Origin of the sequence: Sphingomonas flavida (assembly GCF_036663655.1) — a bacterium.
Classification (GTDB): Bacteria; Pseudomonadota; Alphaproteobacteria; order Sphingomonadales; family Sphingomonadaceae; genus Sphingomonas.
The window spans coordinates 137,692-153,187 of record NZ_JAXOJH010000009.1 but is presented as its reverse complement, the minus strand read 5'-3'; the positions used below and the strand labels follow the sequence as shown (position 1 = coordinate 153,187).

At 63.1% G+C, this 15,496-nt stretch carries 12 protein-coding genes; 4 read left to right on the top strand and 8 right to left on the bottom strand.

All coding sequences use genetic code 11. The features are described 5' to 3' along the window. Positions 1-37 precede the first annotated feature (37 nt). The 3 genes from U1703_RS11935 to U1703_RS11925 form a co-directional block, all read right to left on the bottom strand. A complete protein-coding gene (locus U1703_RS11935) occupies positions 38-2,272 on the bottom strand; it encodes a TonB-dependent siderophore receptor (protein WP_332785895.1) in 2,235 nt (744 codons plus the stop codon). 345 nt (positions 2,273-2,617) lie between these two features. Further along, entirely contained in the window at positions 2,618-3,580 is a 963-nt protein-coding gene (locus tag U1703_RS11930; RefSeq protein WP_332785872.1) for a LysR family transcriptional regulator, read from the bottom strand. 540 nt (positions 3,581-4,120) lie between these two features. Continuing rightward, on the bottom strand, positions 4,121-7,207 hold the full coding sequence (locus U1703_RS11925; protein ID WP_332785871.1) for a TonB-dependent receptor domain-containing protein: 3,087 nt from the start codon (positions 7,205-7,207) through the stop codon (positions 4,121-4,123). An 896-nt stretch (positions 7,208-8,103) separates the two neighbouring features. Here U1703_RS11925 and U1703_RS11920 point away from each other — a divergent pair. The 4 genes from U1703_RS11920 to U1703_RS11905 all read left to right on the top strand — a co-directional run bounded on the left by U1703_RS11920 (position 8,104) and on the right by U1703_RS11905 (position 11,235). Continuing rightward, positions 8,104-8,472 carry a hypothetical protein gene (locus U1703_RS11920; protein WP_332785870.1) on the top strand — a complete coding sequence of 123 codons (369 nt, stop codon included), beginning with the start codon at positions 8,104-8,106 and terminating at the stop codon, positions 8,470-8,472. Between the two features lie 94 nt (positions 8,473-8,566). Next, complete coding sequence (locus tag U1703_RS11915; RefSeq protein ID WP_332785869.1) at positions 8,567-9,412, top strand: CDP-alcohol phosphatidyltransferase family protein; 846 nt, start codon at positions 8,567-8,569, stop codon at positions 9,410-9,412. Between the two features lie 6 nt (positions 9,413-9,418). Next, entirely contained in the window at positions 9,419-10,516 is a 1,098-nt protein-coding gene (locus tag U1703_RS11910) for an inositol-3-phosphate synthase (protein WP_332785868.1), read from the top strand. After that, entirely contained in the window at positions 10,513-11,235 is a 723-nt protein-coding gene (locus U1703_RS11905) for a phosphocholine cytidylyltransferase family protein (protein WP_332785867.1), read from the top strand. The genes U1703_RS11910 and U1703_RS11905 overlap by 4 nt, the downstream gene beginning before the upstream one ends. A gap of 142 nt (positions 11,236-11,377) precedes the next feature. Here U1703_RS11905 and U1703_RS11900 read toward each other — a convergent pair whose 3' ends face one another. The 5 genes from U1703_RS11900 to U1703_RS11880 all read right to left on the bottom strand — a co-directional run bounded on the left by U1703_RS11900 (position 11,378) and on the right by U1703_RS11880 (position 15,465). Beyond that, on the bottom strand, positions 11,378-11,788 hold the full coding sequence (locus tag U1703_RS11900; protein WP_332785866.1) for a YbaN family protein: 411 nt from the start codon (positions 11,786-11,788) through the stop codon (positions 11,378-11,380). Further along, on the bottom strand, positions 11,772-12,317 hold the full coding sequence (locus U1703_RS11895; protein ID WP_332785865.1) for a biliverdin-producing heme oxygenase: 546 nt from the start codon (positions 12,315-12,317) through the stop codon (positions 11,772-11,774). The genes U1703_RS11900 and U1703_RS11895 overlap by 17 nt, the downstream gene beginning before the upstream one ends. A 110-nt stretch (positions 12,318-12,427) precedes the next feature. Further along, positions 12,428-13,171 (bottom strand): energy transducer TonB, encoded by a 744-nt coding sequence (locus U1703_RS11890; RefSeq protein ID WP_332785864.1) that lies wholly within the window; start codon positions 13,169-13,171, stop codon positions 12,428-12,430. Continuing rightward, positions 13,161-14,645, bottom strand: coding sequence for a surface lipoprotein assembly modifier (locus tag U1703_RS11885; protein WP_332785863.1), 1,485 nt, complete (start codon positions 14,643-14,645; stop codon positions 13,161-13,163). Before U1703_RS11885 ends, U1703_RS11890 begins: the two co-directional genes overlap by 11 nt. A 49-nt stretch (positions 14,646-14,694) precedes the next feature. Further along, positions 14,695-15,465 carry a Slam-dependent surface lipoprotein gene (locus U1703_RS11880; RefSeq protein WP_332785862.1) on the bottom strand — a complete coding sequence of 257 codons (771 nt, stop codon included), beginning with the start codon at positions 15,463-15,465 and terminating at the stop codon, positions 14,695-14,697. Between the last annotated feature and the right edge of the window lie 31 nt (positions 15,466-15,496).

Below are 15,496 nucleotides of genomic sequence, written 5' to 3'. Positions count from 1 at the left end.
TTGCGTATCCCGTTCAGCGTATCGTTGGCTGCCGTCCTTACCGGAAGCGATAGGACAGCGTTGCGCGCACCGTCCGCGTCTCCTGAATCGGCAGATAGGTGGTGTTGTAGCTGATCCCGTAATTGCGCCGGTCGAACAGGTTACGGATGCCGATGTTCAGATCGAATTTCTGCCAACTCAGGAAGCCGTTGAGATCGATCTGGATGGCCGGAGGCACATAATAGGAACCCGTCCGCGTCACCGCCGCGCTCGACCGTCCGAACGCCCCCGCGCTGAGGCCCGCTGTCACGTCGTCCGACAGCTTGTGCCGATAGGAGGAATAGAGACTATAGGATTCGCGCGGCTGACCCTGTACCGTGTTGCCATACTGGCTGAGCGTCAGCACCTCGGGCTTGGCGTTCACATAGGAGCCGGAGATCATCCAGTTGGGCGTGATCTGGCCGATGATGCTCAGGTCGATGCCCTGCGACTGCAATCCCGGCGCCGCCGTCACATAGCCGGGATGCATCGGATCGGCGATGATCGCGACACTCTGGCGCAGCTTGAAATACGAACCTTGCAGCAGGACCTTGCTGTGGAACAGGTCGATCTTGACGCCCGCCTCGCTGTTGCGGGTCTCGACATCCGGCAGCAGGTTGCGATTGAAGTCCACCACCACCGTCGGCGTATAGCCATAAGCCAGCGTGCCATAGATGCTGACATTCTTCGTCACATCGAACACCGCGCCGAAATTGGGCGACGAGGAAGACCGGCCTTCGGAATTCGGCCGCCGGTTCGAGAAGAAGCGGATGTTGCTGCCGTAATCGTTACCGCGAACGCCCGCGACCAGCGAGAGCTTCCAGACGTTCAGCATATACTGGCCATAATAGCCGGTCTGGTGCGTCTTGGTGATATAATCCTGCTGGTCGATGGCGGGCAGCGGCGGCGGTGCCGGCGGCGTGAACAGATTATAGGGCGCCATGAACCCCTTCGACGCGCTGGCCGAGAGCGTCGAATTCTGGACATAGGTGCCGCCGGCGATGATCATGTGGCGCAGCGGGCCGGTCTTGAATTCGAACCGGCCATAACTGTCGACCGTGTCCAGCGAGATGGTGTTCCGGGCGTGTCCGCCATTCAACAGCACCGTGCCGGACCCGCTGAACACGGCGAACGGACCATAGGACGCCACGTCGGTTACGATGTCCTGATGCTGGCCGCGCACAACGAAGGTCAGCCAGTCCGTCACCTTCTGCGTCAGGTCGACATAGGCCTGCACCGTCTCGGTACGGGCACCCTGGTTCTTCTGCCCCCACAGCGGCTTGTCGAGGCTGACGTCGAACGGCTGGTTGGTATCGGGATTAAGCAGCGTATAGGGCGCCGCCGGGGTGAACTGGTCGCCCAGCGACACGCCCGCGATCACGTCGGTGGTCCCGTTCTTGAAGCGGATGCTGGGTGCGACAAGGTTGTCGCGAAGACCGGCATAACCGCCCCAGTTGCGATCCGCCTGGTTGACGCTGACGATCATGCGCGCGCTGACCGTCTTGCTGGAATTGACTGCGCCGAACGCGTCGCCGGTGAAGCGATACTGGCCGAAAGATCCCGCCTCGGCGGTGGCTTGGACAAAGGTGTCTGCGCTCGGCTTCTTGGTCACGATATTGATCGCGCCGCCCAGATTCTGCATCCCCGCCAGGATCGCGTCCGGCCCCTTCAGCACCTCCAGGCGCTCGACATTGGCGACCGGCTGGGTCGAGGCGCCCGCGACGCCCGTGGGCATGCCGTTGGTCAGCCCGCTGGTCGCGAAACCACGCACCGAATAGGTGACGCCGCCCTGCACGGTCGCCGTATTGACGGTCACACCGCCGACATTGCGCAGCGCGTCGAAGACCGACTGCGACTGCTGTTCTTCCATCAGCTTGCTGGAGATGATCTGCGCCGTGCGCGGCTGTTCGCGCAGCGACTTGCCGGTGCGGCTGGAGGTCGAAGTCGCCCGGACGAGGTAGTTCGTCTCCGCAGCATCGCGCCGCGCGACCACGAAGATGTCGTTGAACACCGCGAGGCGGCCGTCGCGCATCTCGACCGTCAGGCCGCTGTCATGCGTCGCCTCGCGGACCGCCTGCTCCGCCGTTCGGGCGGAGCGGACGGCGACGGAATTCTTGCCTCTCACCGCGTCGGGGTCAAAATCGACGGGGACGCCCGTCTCCCTGGAAATCTGGTGCAGCGCATCGGCGAGCGGCATTTCCGGCACCGATATGCGGCTGGATTGCGCCATCGCCGGTGCCGCGCCCGCGATCATCGACAAGGCGCTGCCCCCCACAGACAAAGACACCAGCATCAATCGTAGATTCTTCATCACCTGCCCCCTTCCCGTGCTGGCGAGATCCCACGATCTTCCATGCTTTGGACAAACAAGCCAAAGTCCCGTTTCGCGGGTATCCGCCCTGACGGTTGCCCATGATGATCCACGATCGGTTCTCAAGAACCGACCTTGCCCTGCCCGCAGGATCAGGATCACGCGCCTGCGGTAAATTCGGCGTCCCCTATATCCGACCTGTTCGGGTCGCGCTGGGTGCGTCCTCCTTCTGGAGAAACGATGCAAAGGAACAAGGATCAGGGCAAATCACTAATTATGATATATTCATCAGCCACATTGATGGCCGAAACAGTCACTCAGCAGGCCATGCCATTCGATGCCGGTCTTCAACGCATCGAGCACCCATTCCAGATACGGTGCACCGTCGAGATGGACCGGCCATTGGGCCGCAACAGGCATGGGTGACAGTTCGCCGGGCATAGGGATCAGCCGGATCGGCATGGTCGACGCATAATACTGCCCCGACCAGGAAGCGACCGTGGCGATCAGGTCGGTGCGTTCGACCAGCGCGGGGAGCATCGCATACATGCTGGTGCGGACCAGCACATTGCGGCGCGCCAGCAGGGGATGGTCGTGGATGCCCATATTGCCGTCCTCCATATCCTGGGACAGGGCGACGTGACGGCCGTTCAGATATTGTTCGACCGTCATGCGATCGCCCAGACTCGGATGATCGCGGCAGACCATGGCGGTGTGCGACATTTCGAACAGCGGCCGAACCGGCAGGGTCGGATTGACCATCCGTCCGGGCAGGATCGCAAGGTCGACACCGCGCTCGAACAGCGCCTCGACCGAACTATAGTTGAAGGGCACCAGTTCGACCCGCAATCCAGGCGCTTGGCGCAAAAGGCTGGGGATGGTGGTACGCAGCAACATCAGTTCGATTTCCTGGGGTGCCGCGATTACGATCACGCGCGACGTCGTGGCGGGGTCGAAATCCAGCCGAAGGTCCAGCACGTCGCCTGCCTCGCGCATGATGCGCATGATCCTGGGGCGCAGCGCCTCGCCCAGCGCGGTCAGACGGCGTTCGCCATGTCGGTAGACGACCAGCGGATCGTCGAAATTCTCGCGCAACCGCCGCAGCGCCATGCTCATCGCAGGCTGGCTAAGCGCGATCATCCGCCCCGCCTCGGTCAGGGTGGGCGCCCGCAGGATCGCCGCCAGCGCGTAGAGAAGGTTGAGATTCAGCCGCCGCAAAATCTGCTGAGGTGGCCCTCTGTCATCGCTCATTACGTTCCCGCCCCACTATCGTAGGCAGATCATCCAAGGCAGCGCGAAGCGTGTCAAACTGAGTAGCCCCTGGATTTCCGGACGCCTTGGATCCTAATTTTGAGGACAAGCGGCGATGATGGAGAAGCCTAATTTCAGCGATGAGTTCAAGCGCCAACGGCTACCCGGCGCCGTATCTGCTGACGCACAGCTGCCTGCCGTCGAAATGGGTCTTCCCCGGCCACCTCAACACCCGCAACGAAGCTGACCTGCTCCCCGGAAATCATGCCATTGGTAAGTTAGCTCGTCAGATGGAGACGAGCGATGCGGCGAGGCCGTTTTACCGAGGATCAGATCATAGGCGTGCTGCGTGAGCACGAGGCTGGCGAGAATACCACCTCGCGGCCTGTATCCCCACCGGGCCGGACCGGATGCGGCTGATCTATCGGCCGGGCGCAGGCAGTGCGGCTGGCCATTGTCCCAGCGCAAGCGCGCTGGCGGCGATTCCATGAAAAATCCCCGCCGGCATGGCCGACGGGGATAGGCATTTCGGGTCCTGGATCAGAAGTTCGTCGTGACCGAGAACTGAATGTACCGGCCATAGATATCGTAGAAATTGACCGGCGAATTCTGCCACCCGTTGATCGAGTAGGTATTGTTGCCGCCCCGCGCCGGGATGATCGGCGGGTCCTTGTCGAGCAGGTTGTTGATCGTCACGCCCAGCGTCATCCGCTTGGCGATGTTCACATTCGCCGCCAGGTCGAAATAGCTGTAATTGGGGATGCGCGCGAACGTGTTCTGGACCGTGCGACGCACGGTGCCGCTCTGGGTGGCCGAGATATAGCGCCAGTTCAGCGAGACCTGGAAGATCCCTTCCGCGCCGGTGAAGGTGCCGCGCAGATTGTGGCGCCACTTCGGAATGGGATTACCCACGCCGTCGCCGAAATAGCCGACATTGCCCGACTGGTTGGTGATCGAGGCCGCGCTGGTCACGAGACCGCCGTTGAAGTCGCTGGCAAAGGTGCCGCCAGCGACCGGCAGGTCGTAATGCGCCTGGAAGTCATAGCCGGTCGTGCCGATCTGGTTGGGCACGTTGAGCACCAGCGAGCTGACATAGCCCGAATTCGGATTGTTGATGTTGCCGAACAGCGTGCCGTTGCCGTTGCGCACGAACTGCTGGCACGAAATCCGGTTCAGCTCGGTCGGATCGGTCGCATAGTTGATGCAGTTGTTGACGATCGTATCCTGATCCAGCCCGACGATCTGGTTGGTGTAGCGGATCTCGTAATGATCCACCGAGAAGCTGAAGCGCGGCAGGAAGCTGGGCGTCAGCACCACTCCGTACGTCAGGGTGTTGGCGGTCTGCGGCCCCAACGCCGGATCGACTGCGCCGTTACGGTAGATACAGCCCGCATCGGGGCAGCGGATGGTCGTGCTGCCATAGCTGGCCGGGTTGAAGCCGGGCTGCAACTGGCACGCGGCCAGGCTGGCGAGCGGGGCACCGCCCGCGGCGGTCGACGCGCCGCAGATGTCGACGAAGTTCAGGCTGCGGGCGAAATTGATGTTCTCGGTTGCCTCGAACACGTTGGGCGCCCGCGAGGCGAAGTTGCGCGCCACGCGGAAGCGGATGTCGCGGATCGGCGCCCAGGTGCCCTCCAGCTTCCATGTGCTGAAGAAGGTCTTGGACGACGTGTCGTAGTTGGACGCGCGATAGCCACCGCTGAAGCCCAGCAAATGGGTCCAGGACTGATCCTGGATCAACGGCACCTGGATTTCGGTCGCCAGCTCCTTGGCGGTCTGGGTCCCGCGCGAGAAGGACGACGGGTTCGGCGTACCCTGGATGATCGTGTTATAATCGGCGCTGGTGAAGTTGTTGGCGATGTCGCGACGCAGTTCGGCGCCGAAGCTCACCTGCACGCCATCGGTCGCCAGTGGCGAGCGGATGCCGTATTTGCCCAGGTCGCCGCTGATATTGGCCTGCACGTCGAAGAAATAGCCGACATTGCGACGCGGCCCGTTGGGGCCATAGGCGAAGATATAGTTATAGGCAGCGGGATCGTTCGAATCCCCGCGGAAGATGTCGAGCGGCACGCAGTTCGGATCGGTGCCGTTGACCTTGGCCACGCAGGTCGGCACGCCGTTGACGTTGACGACGTTCAGAGCGCGCGCGATGTTGGTGCCGGAGGGTGCCCAGTTGCGGTTGATCGCGCTCTTGACCAGGCTCTTGGCCCAGACCCCGCCGACATCATAATGCCAGGCGCCAGCAAAGTCGCCGCGAACGCCCAGCGCCGCGCGGTTATAGACCTGCTCATAGTCGATCGTACGGGTCGGATAATGCTGGAAGCGATAACCGAAGTCGATCGGCACGGTCGCTGAGGTACCGGCCGCCGCGCCGCACAGCACCTGCGCCTGCTGCGCCGACATCAGCGGGTTGTTGCAGTTCAGCTGATAGCCGCCCGCGCCGTTGGTCCCCTCGCCGATCGTGGCGGGCAGGTACGTCCCCTGGCTGGTGTTGCGGGTGTACATGTAGCTGCCGTAGATTTCAGCCCAGTCGGTCGCCTTGAACGACAGGAAGCCGCCCGCATTGTACCGCTCGTTGGCGCGCAGCATCTGATAGCTGTCGTCCATGCGGTTCTGGCGGTCGGTGGTCGCGTCCTGCGTGTTGCGATACGGGCGGAAGACGCGGCTGCCGTCGCTGGCGTTGATCTGCGGCGTGCCCGGCGTACCGTTGTTCAGCCTGTAGATATAGCCGTAGCGCGAGTAGATCGTGCTGTCGCAGCTGAGCGCACCGTCGATCCCGTTCTGCAACAGGTGGCACGCCTGCGACGAGCGCGAATTGTACGGCAGATTGTCGGTCTGGCGATAGCTGAAATAGCCCGAGAGCGAGAGCCGGTCGTCGAACAGCTGCGTGCCCGCCGCCACGTTGATCGTCGCGCGCGCGCCGTCATTGGTCCAGCCCAGCGGGGTCGGGAAACCGCGTGATTGCGCGGTGTCGGTGACGATGTTGCGGCGATTCAGGTGATTGAAGAAGCCGTAATTGGCGTCGACCTGCACGCCCTTGAAGTTCTTCTTCAGGATGAAGTTGACCACGCCGGTCAGCGCGTCGGGGCCATAGACGGCCGCGGCACCGCCGGTCAGCACGTCGACCCGCTGGACGAGCGCGGGCGGGATCGAGTTGATGTCGGCCGCCACCTGGCCGCCGAGGCGCATGCCATCGAGCAGGATCAGCGCCGCCCCGCCCGAACCACCGATGTTGCGCAGATTGATGCGCCCGGTGCCGTTGCCCTCGTCATCGGCCTGCGGGGCGTAAGGTACGACCTGCGGCAGGCGGTTGAGAACATCCTCGATATTGACCGCGCCGCTCAGCTTGATCTCCTGCGCGGAGACGGCCTGGATCGGTGCAGCCGAGGCGAGGTTGGGATTGACGATGCGCGAGCCGGTGACGACGACGTCGCCTGCGGCCGTATCACCGCCCTGCGCCTGATCGCGACCGTCCGACCGGATATCCTCGCGCTCGGCGTTCTTGCGGCTCTCGCTCTTGGACGTATCCGACGTGCCGCCCGTCGTCTGTTGCGACTGTGCGGCGGCCGGAACGGCGCAGAGCGCCACCATCGCGCTGGTCGCAAACAATATTCCCGTGTTCTTCATGAACTCCCCCTTCTCAGTGATGATCGCGCCCCCGCGACTTCACCCTATGTCTTTTGAAGTCCGCCGATTTTTGGTCATCGGTCCGATTTTTCGCGAAGGCACCCGGCAATGACGGCGTTGCTTTCAGCCCGGCCTGGAATAGCAGGACCCGAATTCTGCGCCGTCATCACCGGGGACCATGCTTGCAGAAGGATCGGGGGCTTTCAATGGTATCCTACCAATGGCCACCATGTTCATTGCCCCAACCAATGCGCGATTATTATTTAATTTCATTAGCTTGTCTGATGAATAGACGTTTTCCGCATCGATTAAATAAATATGAAATCACTATTTTTTACTAGTCGATCGGCAAATTGGTATGCCCTGTCCGCATTGGTAATACTTGCGGCAAGCATCGATGAATGTTTCGTATTTTTAGTGCCTTACGCGAATTCGGATTAGCCGTATTGGCACCCCGCCTTCCTGACGGGATCGCGACGCTCCGATGCGCCGCCTGGCGCAGACGACTGCGGAAAATATGGACGCGCAGACGATTCGCATGAGGTCGTCCATCGGCGCCCACGCCGATGGGGCCGTGGAGCTATCCCGGGGTGGTGCTGCGCCCAGTCCCCTCAACCACCTCCCATGCGGGCGCGATGGAGATCAAGGGTCTCTGGTACCTGACCTATCACATCGCAGATGCGAAGGGCGGAGGCATTCCTGCCGTTCGGTTGCGATCGCCCCGAAGAGCTGGGACGACAGCGCCCCCCTCCCCGCCATCGGCCCGGCCACACCCACCGAGGCCCCTGTGCATTGTTCGAACACAGATCCACGGCAGCGGCTTGACAAGCAGCGGCACGAAGCCGTTGGCGTCGCGATCAAGGCGATCAGACTAGACGTAATCGCCAGTCAGATTGATGCTGTCCAAGCCAAGCGGCAAGAGCCGGGACAGCCTAGCCGCTCAGCTCCTGCTCGCCGATGATGCATATGACGCCGTACACTCGCGCCCCCTCATCGCTGAACGCGGCGCGGTGGCCGTCATTCCCAACACACCCCAGCGTGCCAGCAAAAATACATTCGAAAGCCAGCTCTGTTTCGAACACCACCTGTCGAGTTCTGCTCCTCCCGATCAACGCCATTCCACCGCGTCGCCACACGCTTCGAGAAAAACTGCGCGAACCTATCTCGCCATGGTCATTCTGGCCGCCACCATCCGACGGCTACCTGTCAAATGCGTTCGTATGGCAGTGAGCGAAACGCCGTTCGACGGGCTGGATCTGTCCTGACAGGCAACCGCATCGACCGGCCTGTTCGGCCGCGTGACTGGCTCGCTGCAAATCGCTTGCAAGTCTGCCACCTTAGCTCATACATTACGATTTAATGACACCCACCATCCCCGACACGTCACGGGACCGTCGAATAGAAGATCCGACAAATCTCTGGATTATCCATCCAGCGGCACGCTTTCTTCTGCCCTGGTTCATCGAGCGCGGAATCTCCGCCAATGCCGTTTCCCTGGCGGGGCTGGCTTTGGGCACGTCGGCGGCGCTGGCCTATACCCAGTGGGAAATGTGGCCATTCAGCTTTGTCGGCTTGCTGCTGTCGGTCTGCTGGCTTGTCGCCGACGGCTTGGATGGGATGATCGCGCGGGCGACAGGCACCGCCAGTCCGCTGGGGCGCGCGCTGGATGGGTTGTGCGACCACGGCGTTTTCATCCTGATCTATGTCTCGCTGGCCTTCTCCATCGGCACATTGGAAGGATGGGCACTGGCGGTGGCCGCAGGCTTCGCACATATGGTCCAATCCAATATGTACGAGAGCGAGCGAGCCCGCTTTCACCGTCGTCGCAATGCGGTGGCGACGATCGCCCGCCCTGCCCCCAGCCGCAATCCGCTTGTCCAACTCTACGATCATTGCTGGGGATTATTGGATCGCGTTGCCGCGCGGTTCGATCACGCACTGGGGCAGCACCGGGCTCCCTCTGAGCTTGCGGCAAGATATGCCGCTATGGCCGTCAGGCCCATGCGGCTGATGAGCCTGTTGTCCGCCAATGTGCGGGTCTATGCCATTTTCCTTGCCTGTTTTTTCGGCAATCCGCGCCTGTTCTGGTGGTTTGAGCTCATTCCGCTGAACATCGTCCTCATCCTCGGACTTTTCCAGCACCGCACTGTCGAAAACAGACTAACAGTGCCGGCAAATTCTTTTCCAGAAAATAAAAGGAATTAAACAGCAATGCCGGCCATAAATATCGCCATTATCGGGGTAGGAAACTGTGCCAGCTCTCTGGTGCAGGGGCTTTCCTATTATCGCGAGGGTGCAAATGAGACAGTCGGGCTCATGCATTGGGACCTGGGCGGTTACAAGCCGAATGATATCCGCGTCGTCGCGGCTTGGGATATCGATCAGCGGAAGGTCGGCAAGGACGTATCAGAGGCGATTTTCGCCAAGCCCAATTGCACCACCGTCTTTTGCGAAACCGTGCCTCCCACGGGGACCAAGGTCCAGATGGGGCATATCCTTGACGGCGTCGCCGAACATATGTCGGATTATGACGATCATCGGACATTCCTGATCGCGAATGAGAAGGAGGCGTCCAAAGCGGAAGTGGTCGCCGCCCTGCGCGAGACCAAGGCCGATGTGCTGATGAACTATCTGCCGGTGGGTTCGCAGGCCGCCAGCGAGTTCTATGCCGAATGCGCGCTCGAGGCGGGTGTGGCGTTCGTGAACAATATTCCCGTGTTCATCGCAAGTGACCCCGTATGGGCGGAACGCTTCACCAAGGCTGGCGTGCCGATCATCGGCGACGACATCAAGGCGCAGCTCGGCGCCACCATCGTTCATCGCGTGCTGACCGATCTGTTCGCCAAACGGGGCGTCAAACTGGAGCGGACCTATCAGCTGAACACCGGTGGCAATACCGACTTCCTCAACATGTCCAATCATCGCCGCCTCGCCTCCAAGAAAATCTCGAAGACCGAGGCGGTGCAATCCGTTGCTGCGGAGCGGCTGCATGACGACAATGTTCATATCGGCCCGTCCGATTATGTGCCCTGGCAGAATGACAACAAGATCTGTTTCCTGCGCATGGAGGGGACGATGTTCGGCGGTGTGCCGATGAACCTTGAGTTGCGCCTGTCCGTCGAGGACAGCCCCAACAGTGCGGGCGTCGCCATCGATATGATCCGGTGCGCCAAGCTGGCGAAGGATCGCGGTCTGGCGGGGCCGATCGACGCTGCATCGGCGTATTTCTGCAAGCATCCGCGTATTCAGATGACCGATGACCTTGCAGCGCAGGCGGTCGACGAGTTCATTGCCGTAGCGGCGGAATGATCGAAACCGGTATCGTTCTTGCGGCAGGCGAAGGCTCCCGCCTTCGCGCTGTCGCCCCGCTCAAGCCGCTCTGCCTGGTGGCCGGGCGGACACTGCTTGCCCATGCCGTGTTCGGCATGGCGCAGGCGGGGCTGGCCCGAACGGTCGTGGTAGTCGGCTATGAGGCAGAGACGATCGAAGCCTATGTCGCGGCGCAAGACTGGCCGATCAAAGTCGAAACGGTCCGGGTAGAAGATCATCGCGATCCCAACGGTTCGTCGTTGCTCGCAGCGGAACCTTTGCTGTGCGGTGAGGAAGCGATCCTTGCGATGTGCGACCATCTGGTCGAACCGGGATTCTATCGGCGAATGGCCGGTGCCGATACGGGCGGCGGTGCGTCGCTCGGTATCGACCGTCGGATCGATAGCGATTGGATCGATCTTGAGGATGTGACGTGCGTTCGGACGGACGGCGACCGCGTGGTCGGCATCGGCAAGGGCCTGGCGCTCTATGATTGCTTCGATACGGGCGTCTTCGCGGTTGGCCAGGGCCTCTTCGACGCACTGCGCGGATTGGAAAAGCCCTCTCTTACCGAGGGGATGCGGTGCCTGGCATCCGACCGGGCCGCTGGCATCCGCGATTGCAGCGATCTGGGATGGATCGATGTGGACGATGAGCGGGCATGGCTCATTGCAGAAACATGGCTCACCTCAAGTCGTCGTAGCGCAGGTGGCGCTTAACGCCCAAGCGGACAGCGGCTTGGCGGCCCCCTCCCAGTCTAACGCAAGCGCCGACACACACGCTGCATGCCGATCTTGAAGGGGTCGGCTCAGCGGCGCTTCAGTGGCATCAGACCCATCTGCACACGCCACTTCGGCCATTTCAGGGCATAGCCGTCGGCCGTGTCCAGATGTACAGCGCACAGCCGCCAAAGACGACGGCGACTATGATGCAGGCCATGGCAGTGGGATGCGCGGTCATAAGGAAGACGGCATAGCCGATCGCCATGCCGCCATAGGCCATCCCCTTGGCCCGGCGCCCCATGGCACCGTCGCGCCGCCACGCGCGAAGCGTCGGCCCGAAACGAGGATGGCTCAGCAACCGCGCCTCGAGACGGGGTGACGAGCGGGCGAAGCATCCCGCCGCTAGGATGAGGAAGATCGTGGTCGGCATCAGCGGCAGCAATGCGCCGACGATCCCCAGCCCGACGCAGAACAGTCCAAGCAACAGCCAACCGAATCGTATCGTCCGCCTGACACGGCTCCCCCGCCAAGCATCACGCAAAGCTGTCATCGGCCAGTGTCCGAACATAGAGGAAGGCGTCACGCGCACCGTTGAGCATCAGCGCATCGTCCACCTGATCCAGGTCCAGCGCATCCACGGCCGCCGTAAAGCTCTTCCAAGACTTGGCGCGTCCGTCCGGATGCCCGGCCAGATGACGGGCTCCGAAGGTTTCGTCGAGCCCCAATGCCACCGCGCGCTTCAACAGCGAGGCCGCGCCCAGCGTCGATCCCTCGGCGACCCACAACCATCCGATCGTCGTGGCGGGATCCAGCCGGGCCGCGTTGAACGGCGAAGGGAGGTCATCCGGCGGCGACCGACCGAGATCCGCCAGATCCTGCCGCACCTGATCCAGCCGCCCCCTGCCGGGCAGGTCCAGCGCCGGCGGGAGGGGCAGCGCCTTGCAGTAGAGCTCATGGATGGAGCGGTGAAAGCGATACTGCATCTCCAACAGCCGGACATAGTGATCGCGGTCCCGGAAGGGCTCGGCCGAGATGATCCGGTTGTCGAGCCCGTCATGCGCGCTTCGCGTGGCCTTCATCAGCCGCTGGGAGCGGGATATCGGGCGGGTTGGTATGGCCGCCGGGCTGCTGGAATGGGCTGGAGAAGCAAGCGGGTTCATGGCGATGTTCCTTGAACGAAGGGAAAGGATCAGCGGCGCAAGGCGAATTCGATCGGCACCTCGACGGTGACCGGATCGCCGGGAACGGCGTCATCGACGGCGGGCAAAGGCGCGGCGCGGCGCACCGTGTTCCGTGCCTCCATGTCGAGCAGCGGATATCCGGTGCCATGGACCAGTTCGACCGCGATCACCTCGCCTGATCGACTCAGGGTGATGGCAACCCGCGCGACGCCCTGTTGTCGCGTGGCCTCCGCCTGACGCGGATATCGGCGATAGCGTTTGAGATGGCCGAGCAGCCGTGCGCGCCAGTCCGCCGCAGCGGCGGGGGAGGTTGCCGCGGAGCTTTCGGCCGACTTCGTGCCGGATAGAGCCGATGGTGGAAGCGCGACCTCCTGCACCGATTGGGCAGGCGGCGCGGTGGAGGGCGCCGCGACCGATGACGGGACAGAGGTCGTGGGGACGGCCGAGGCCACCGATTGTGACGGCGGTTCTGCCGTCGGAAGCGGCGGTCTGGGATCGGCGGATGGCGGAACATGGTCCGATGGCTCCGGCTTATCGAGCCGAGGCTGCTCGAGATGCGGCTGGTCGAGTGGAATCGACTCCGCGACGAACACCGCCATTGGTCCGGCGTCGATGGCCGGGGTCGGCGGTGGGATTAACCGGATGCTGAGCAGTAGCACGCCGAGCAATCCACTCGCCACCAGCGCCGCCGTCCCGAACGCTCGCGCTTGCGCGGGCTGGCGATAGCCCGGGAGGGGTTCGTCAAAAGGCATGTTCCAGCCTGATGCTCGCAGCCGTGCGACGAAAGGAGTAGAGCCAGTCGACATTACTCATCACCCGATTGTGCTGAAGGAGGATGTTGGGCGTCAGCCCGGCGAAATGCAGCTTGGGCAGGCGCAGCACCGCGGTCAGGTTCACCTCGCGATCGTGGCGGACGGCGTCCAGCAATGCACTGTAGCTGCGGTAGTCACGCTGGCGGACCGATCCGATCACGGTCAGTTCGGCCCAGTCGGCAAAGCCGTGCACAACCCCCAGCCGCGCACCGACATAACGATAGGCGTTGGCACGCTCCGGCGCGCGCTTGTCGCCCGCTTCGACACCGCCGAACAGCGTCCAGCCGCGCGGACGCGACCACCAGCCGGTCAGGGTCGCTTCGGACAGCGCACCGTCGAGATCGTTAAAGCCCCGCCGATAATCGAACACCCGGCGCGCGATCTCCAGCCGCAGCGCGGTCGCTGGCGTCGGCGTGACCATCGCCTCGGCACGCAGGCCCGGCGCGGTATAGAGCAACCGGCTACCCAGTCCCGCCACGTCGATGGTCGGCGACAGGGTCAGGCTGCGCCTGGCTGTCTGGTGATCATATCCGATCTGTACGCTTAGTGTCGCCTGATTGAAGGCGCCGTGTCCGGGCCAGATATCGCCGTAGACGAACGCCCGGGCGAGCAATCCCCCCTGCCCCTTGAGCGCGACCCGGCGACTGAGGCTCCCCTCGATATTGAGGCCCACCGAGGCGATCGCAGGCGGCAGCGTGCGGTCGATCAGGCAAACGCCGTCCGCGCCGACCAGCAGACAGGTCTGGCTGGCGGATGTCTGATTGAGGTTACTGCTGTAACCCGGCCCGGCTGCGATCATGCCCTGCCATCCGTCGCGGCGCTTGAGCACGGTCAGGAAGGTGTCGACCGTCCGGCGGACCCCGGCAGCCCTTTCGCCTTGGCTGACCAGGTCCTGGCGGATCGCCGCAAATAGGCGCTTCGCCTCGCGATCCTTGCGGTTCTCGAACAACACGCGGCCGAGTTCCAGGCGGGCGGGCAGGAAGTCGGGCTGGATCGCCAGCAGGGCGCGATATTGCCGCTCCGCCTCGACCAGCCGCCCCTCGCTGCGCGCCAGGCCACCGCGCGCCCAGGCGACGAGCATCGGATCATGTCCGGTCAGCGTCCGGTAACGCGGCAGGAAGCGGCGGACATCGGACCAGTTCTTGCGCGCGACCGACAGATACAGCGCCCGGCCCAGATCGTCAGGGGTGTTGCCGACCGTATAGACCTGTCCGTCGATGGTGATGCGGTCGACCGGTTCGGTATGCTCGATCGCCGCACGTTCCTGCGGCGTGGTCCGGCGGTCGATGCCGGGATCGAGACGCAGGCGATTATCGTCGCTCCGCGCACTCTGGGCGGCGACGGCCGGAGCCAGCACGAGCGAGCCCGATATGGCAAGAAGAGGAAGGGTGGCGTTGCGCATCACGATCGGCACGGAACCGGGGCTCCCGCAAGGGAGAGACGAGAGCCCCAGCCCTTCGGCGTCAGTTCTTCGTGCCGCCGAACGCGGTGTCATGCTGGCGCGCACCGTCGAACTTGACGGTCCCGGCCAGCGCCGCGGCATTGGCGCCGAAGAACCGACCGCTCACCGCGCCGCCCGATGCGACGGCGGTTCCCGATCGGGTCGCGACGGCCCCGTTGCCCGTGAAGCTGGTCCCGATGATGCGGGCCGTGCCGATATCGACACCCGCGCCGGTCGAACTGTTGGCCAGGCTGCCGCTCAACGTACCCGACGTACCCGATCCGAAATTGGCGGTGAGCGTGCCGGTCAGCGCGCCCGTATTGCCGTAATCGCTGATCCCCTTGACCGTATAGGTCGCGGTGCCGCTGGTCGGCACGGTCGTGCCGCTGGTGTTGCCGACATAATAGACGGTGTGATCGCCCGCCGTGGCATTGCCCGTCTGCGACCATTCGCCGAACCACACATCCGCCGAGCCGACCCGCGCGAAGCGGAAGTCGCCATAGCGGCTATGATCCTGGGTGTTGCTGCTTGCCATGTTGAGATGGCGCACGCCGTTGAGATCGGGGACCGCGTAAAGGCTAAGTCCCTGGAAATCGACGCGCCGTCCGTCGGTGGCCGGCACGCCGATCCCGGCACGCCCTGACACATGGGGGCCGCCGTTCACATTGCTGGCGCCCACCGTCACTTTGCTGGGGTCGCTCGACCCGCCGGCGAACTGGGCCTGTGCCGTGCCGGCGGTCAGGACCGTGGCAAGGCCGGCGAGAAGGATGGTCTTCATCGTGATGGAGGTCATGCTATTACTCCTGCGGTTGTGTGCGCCCGAT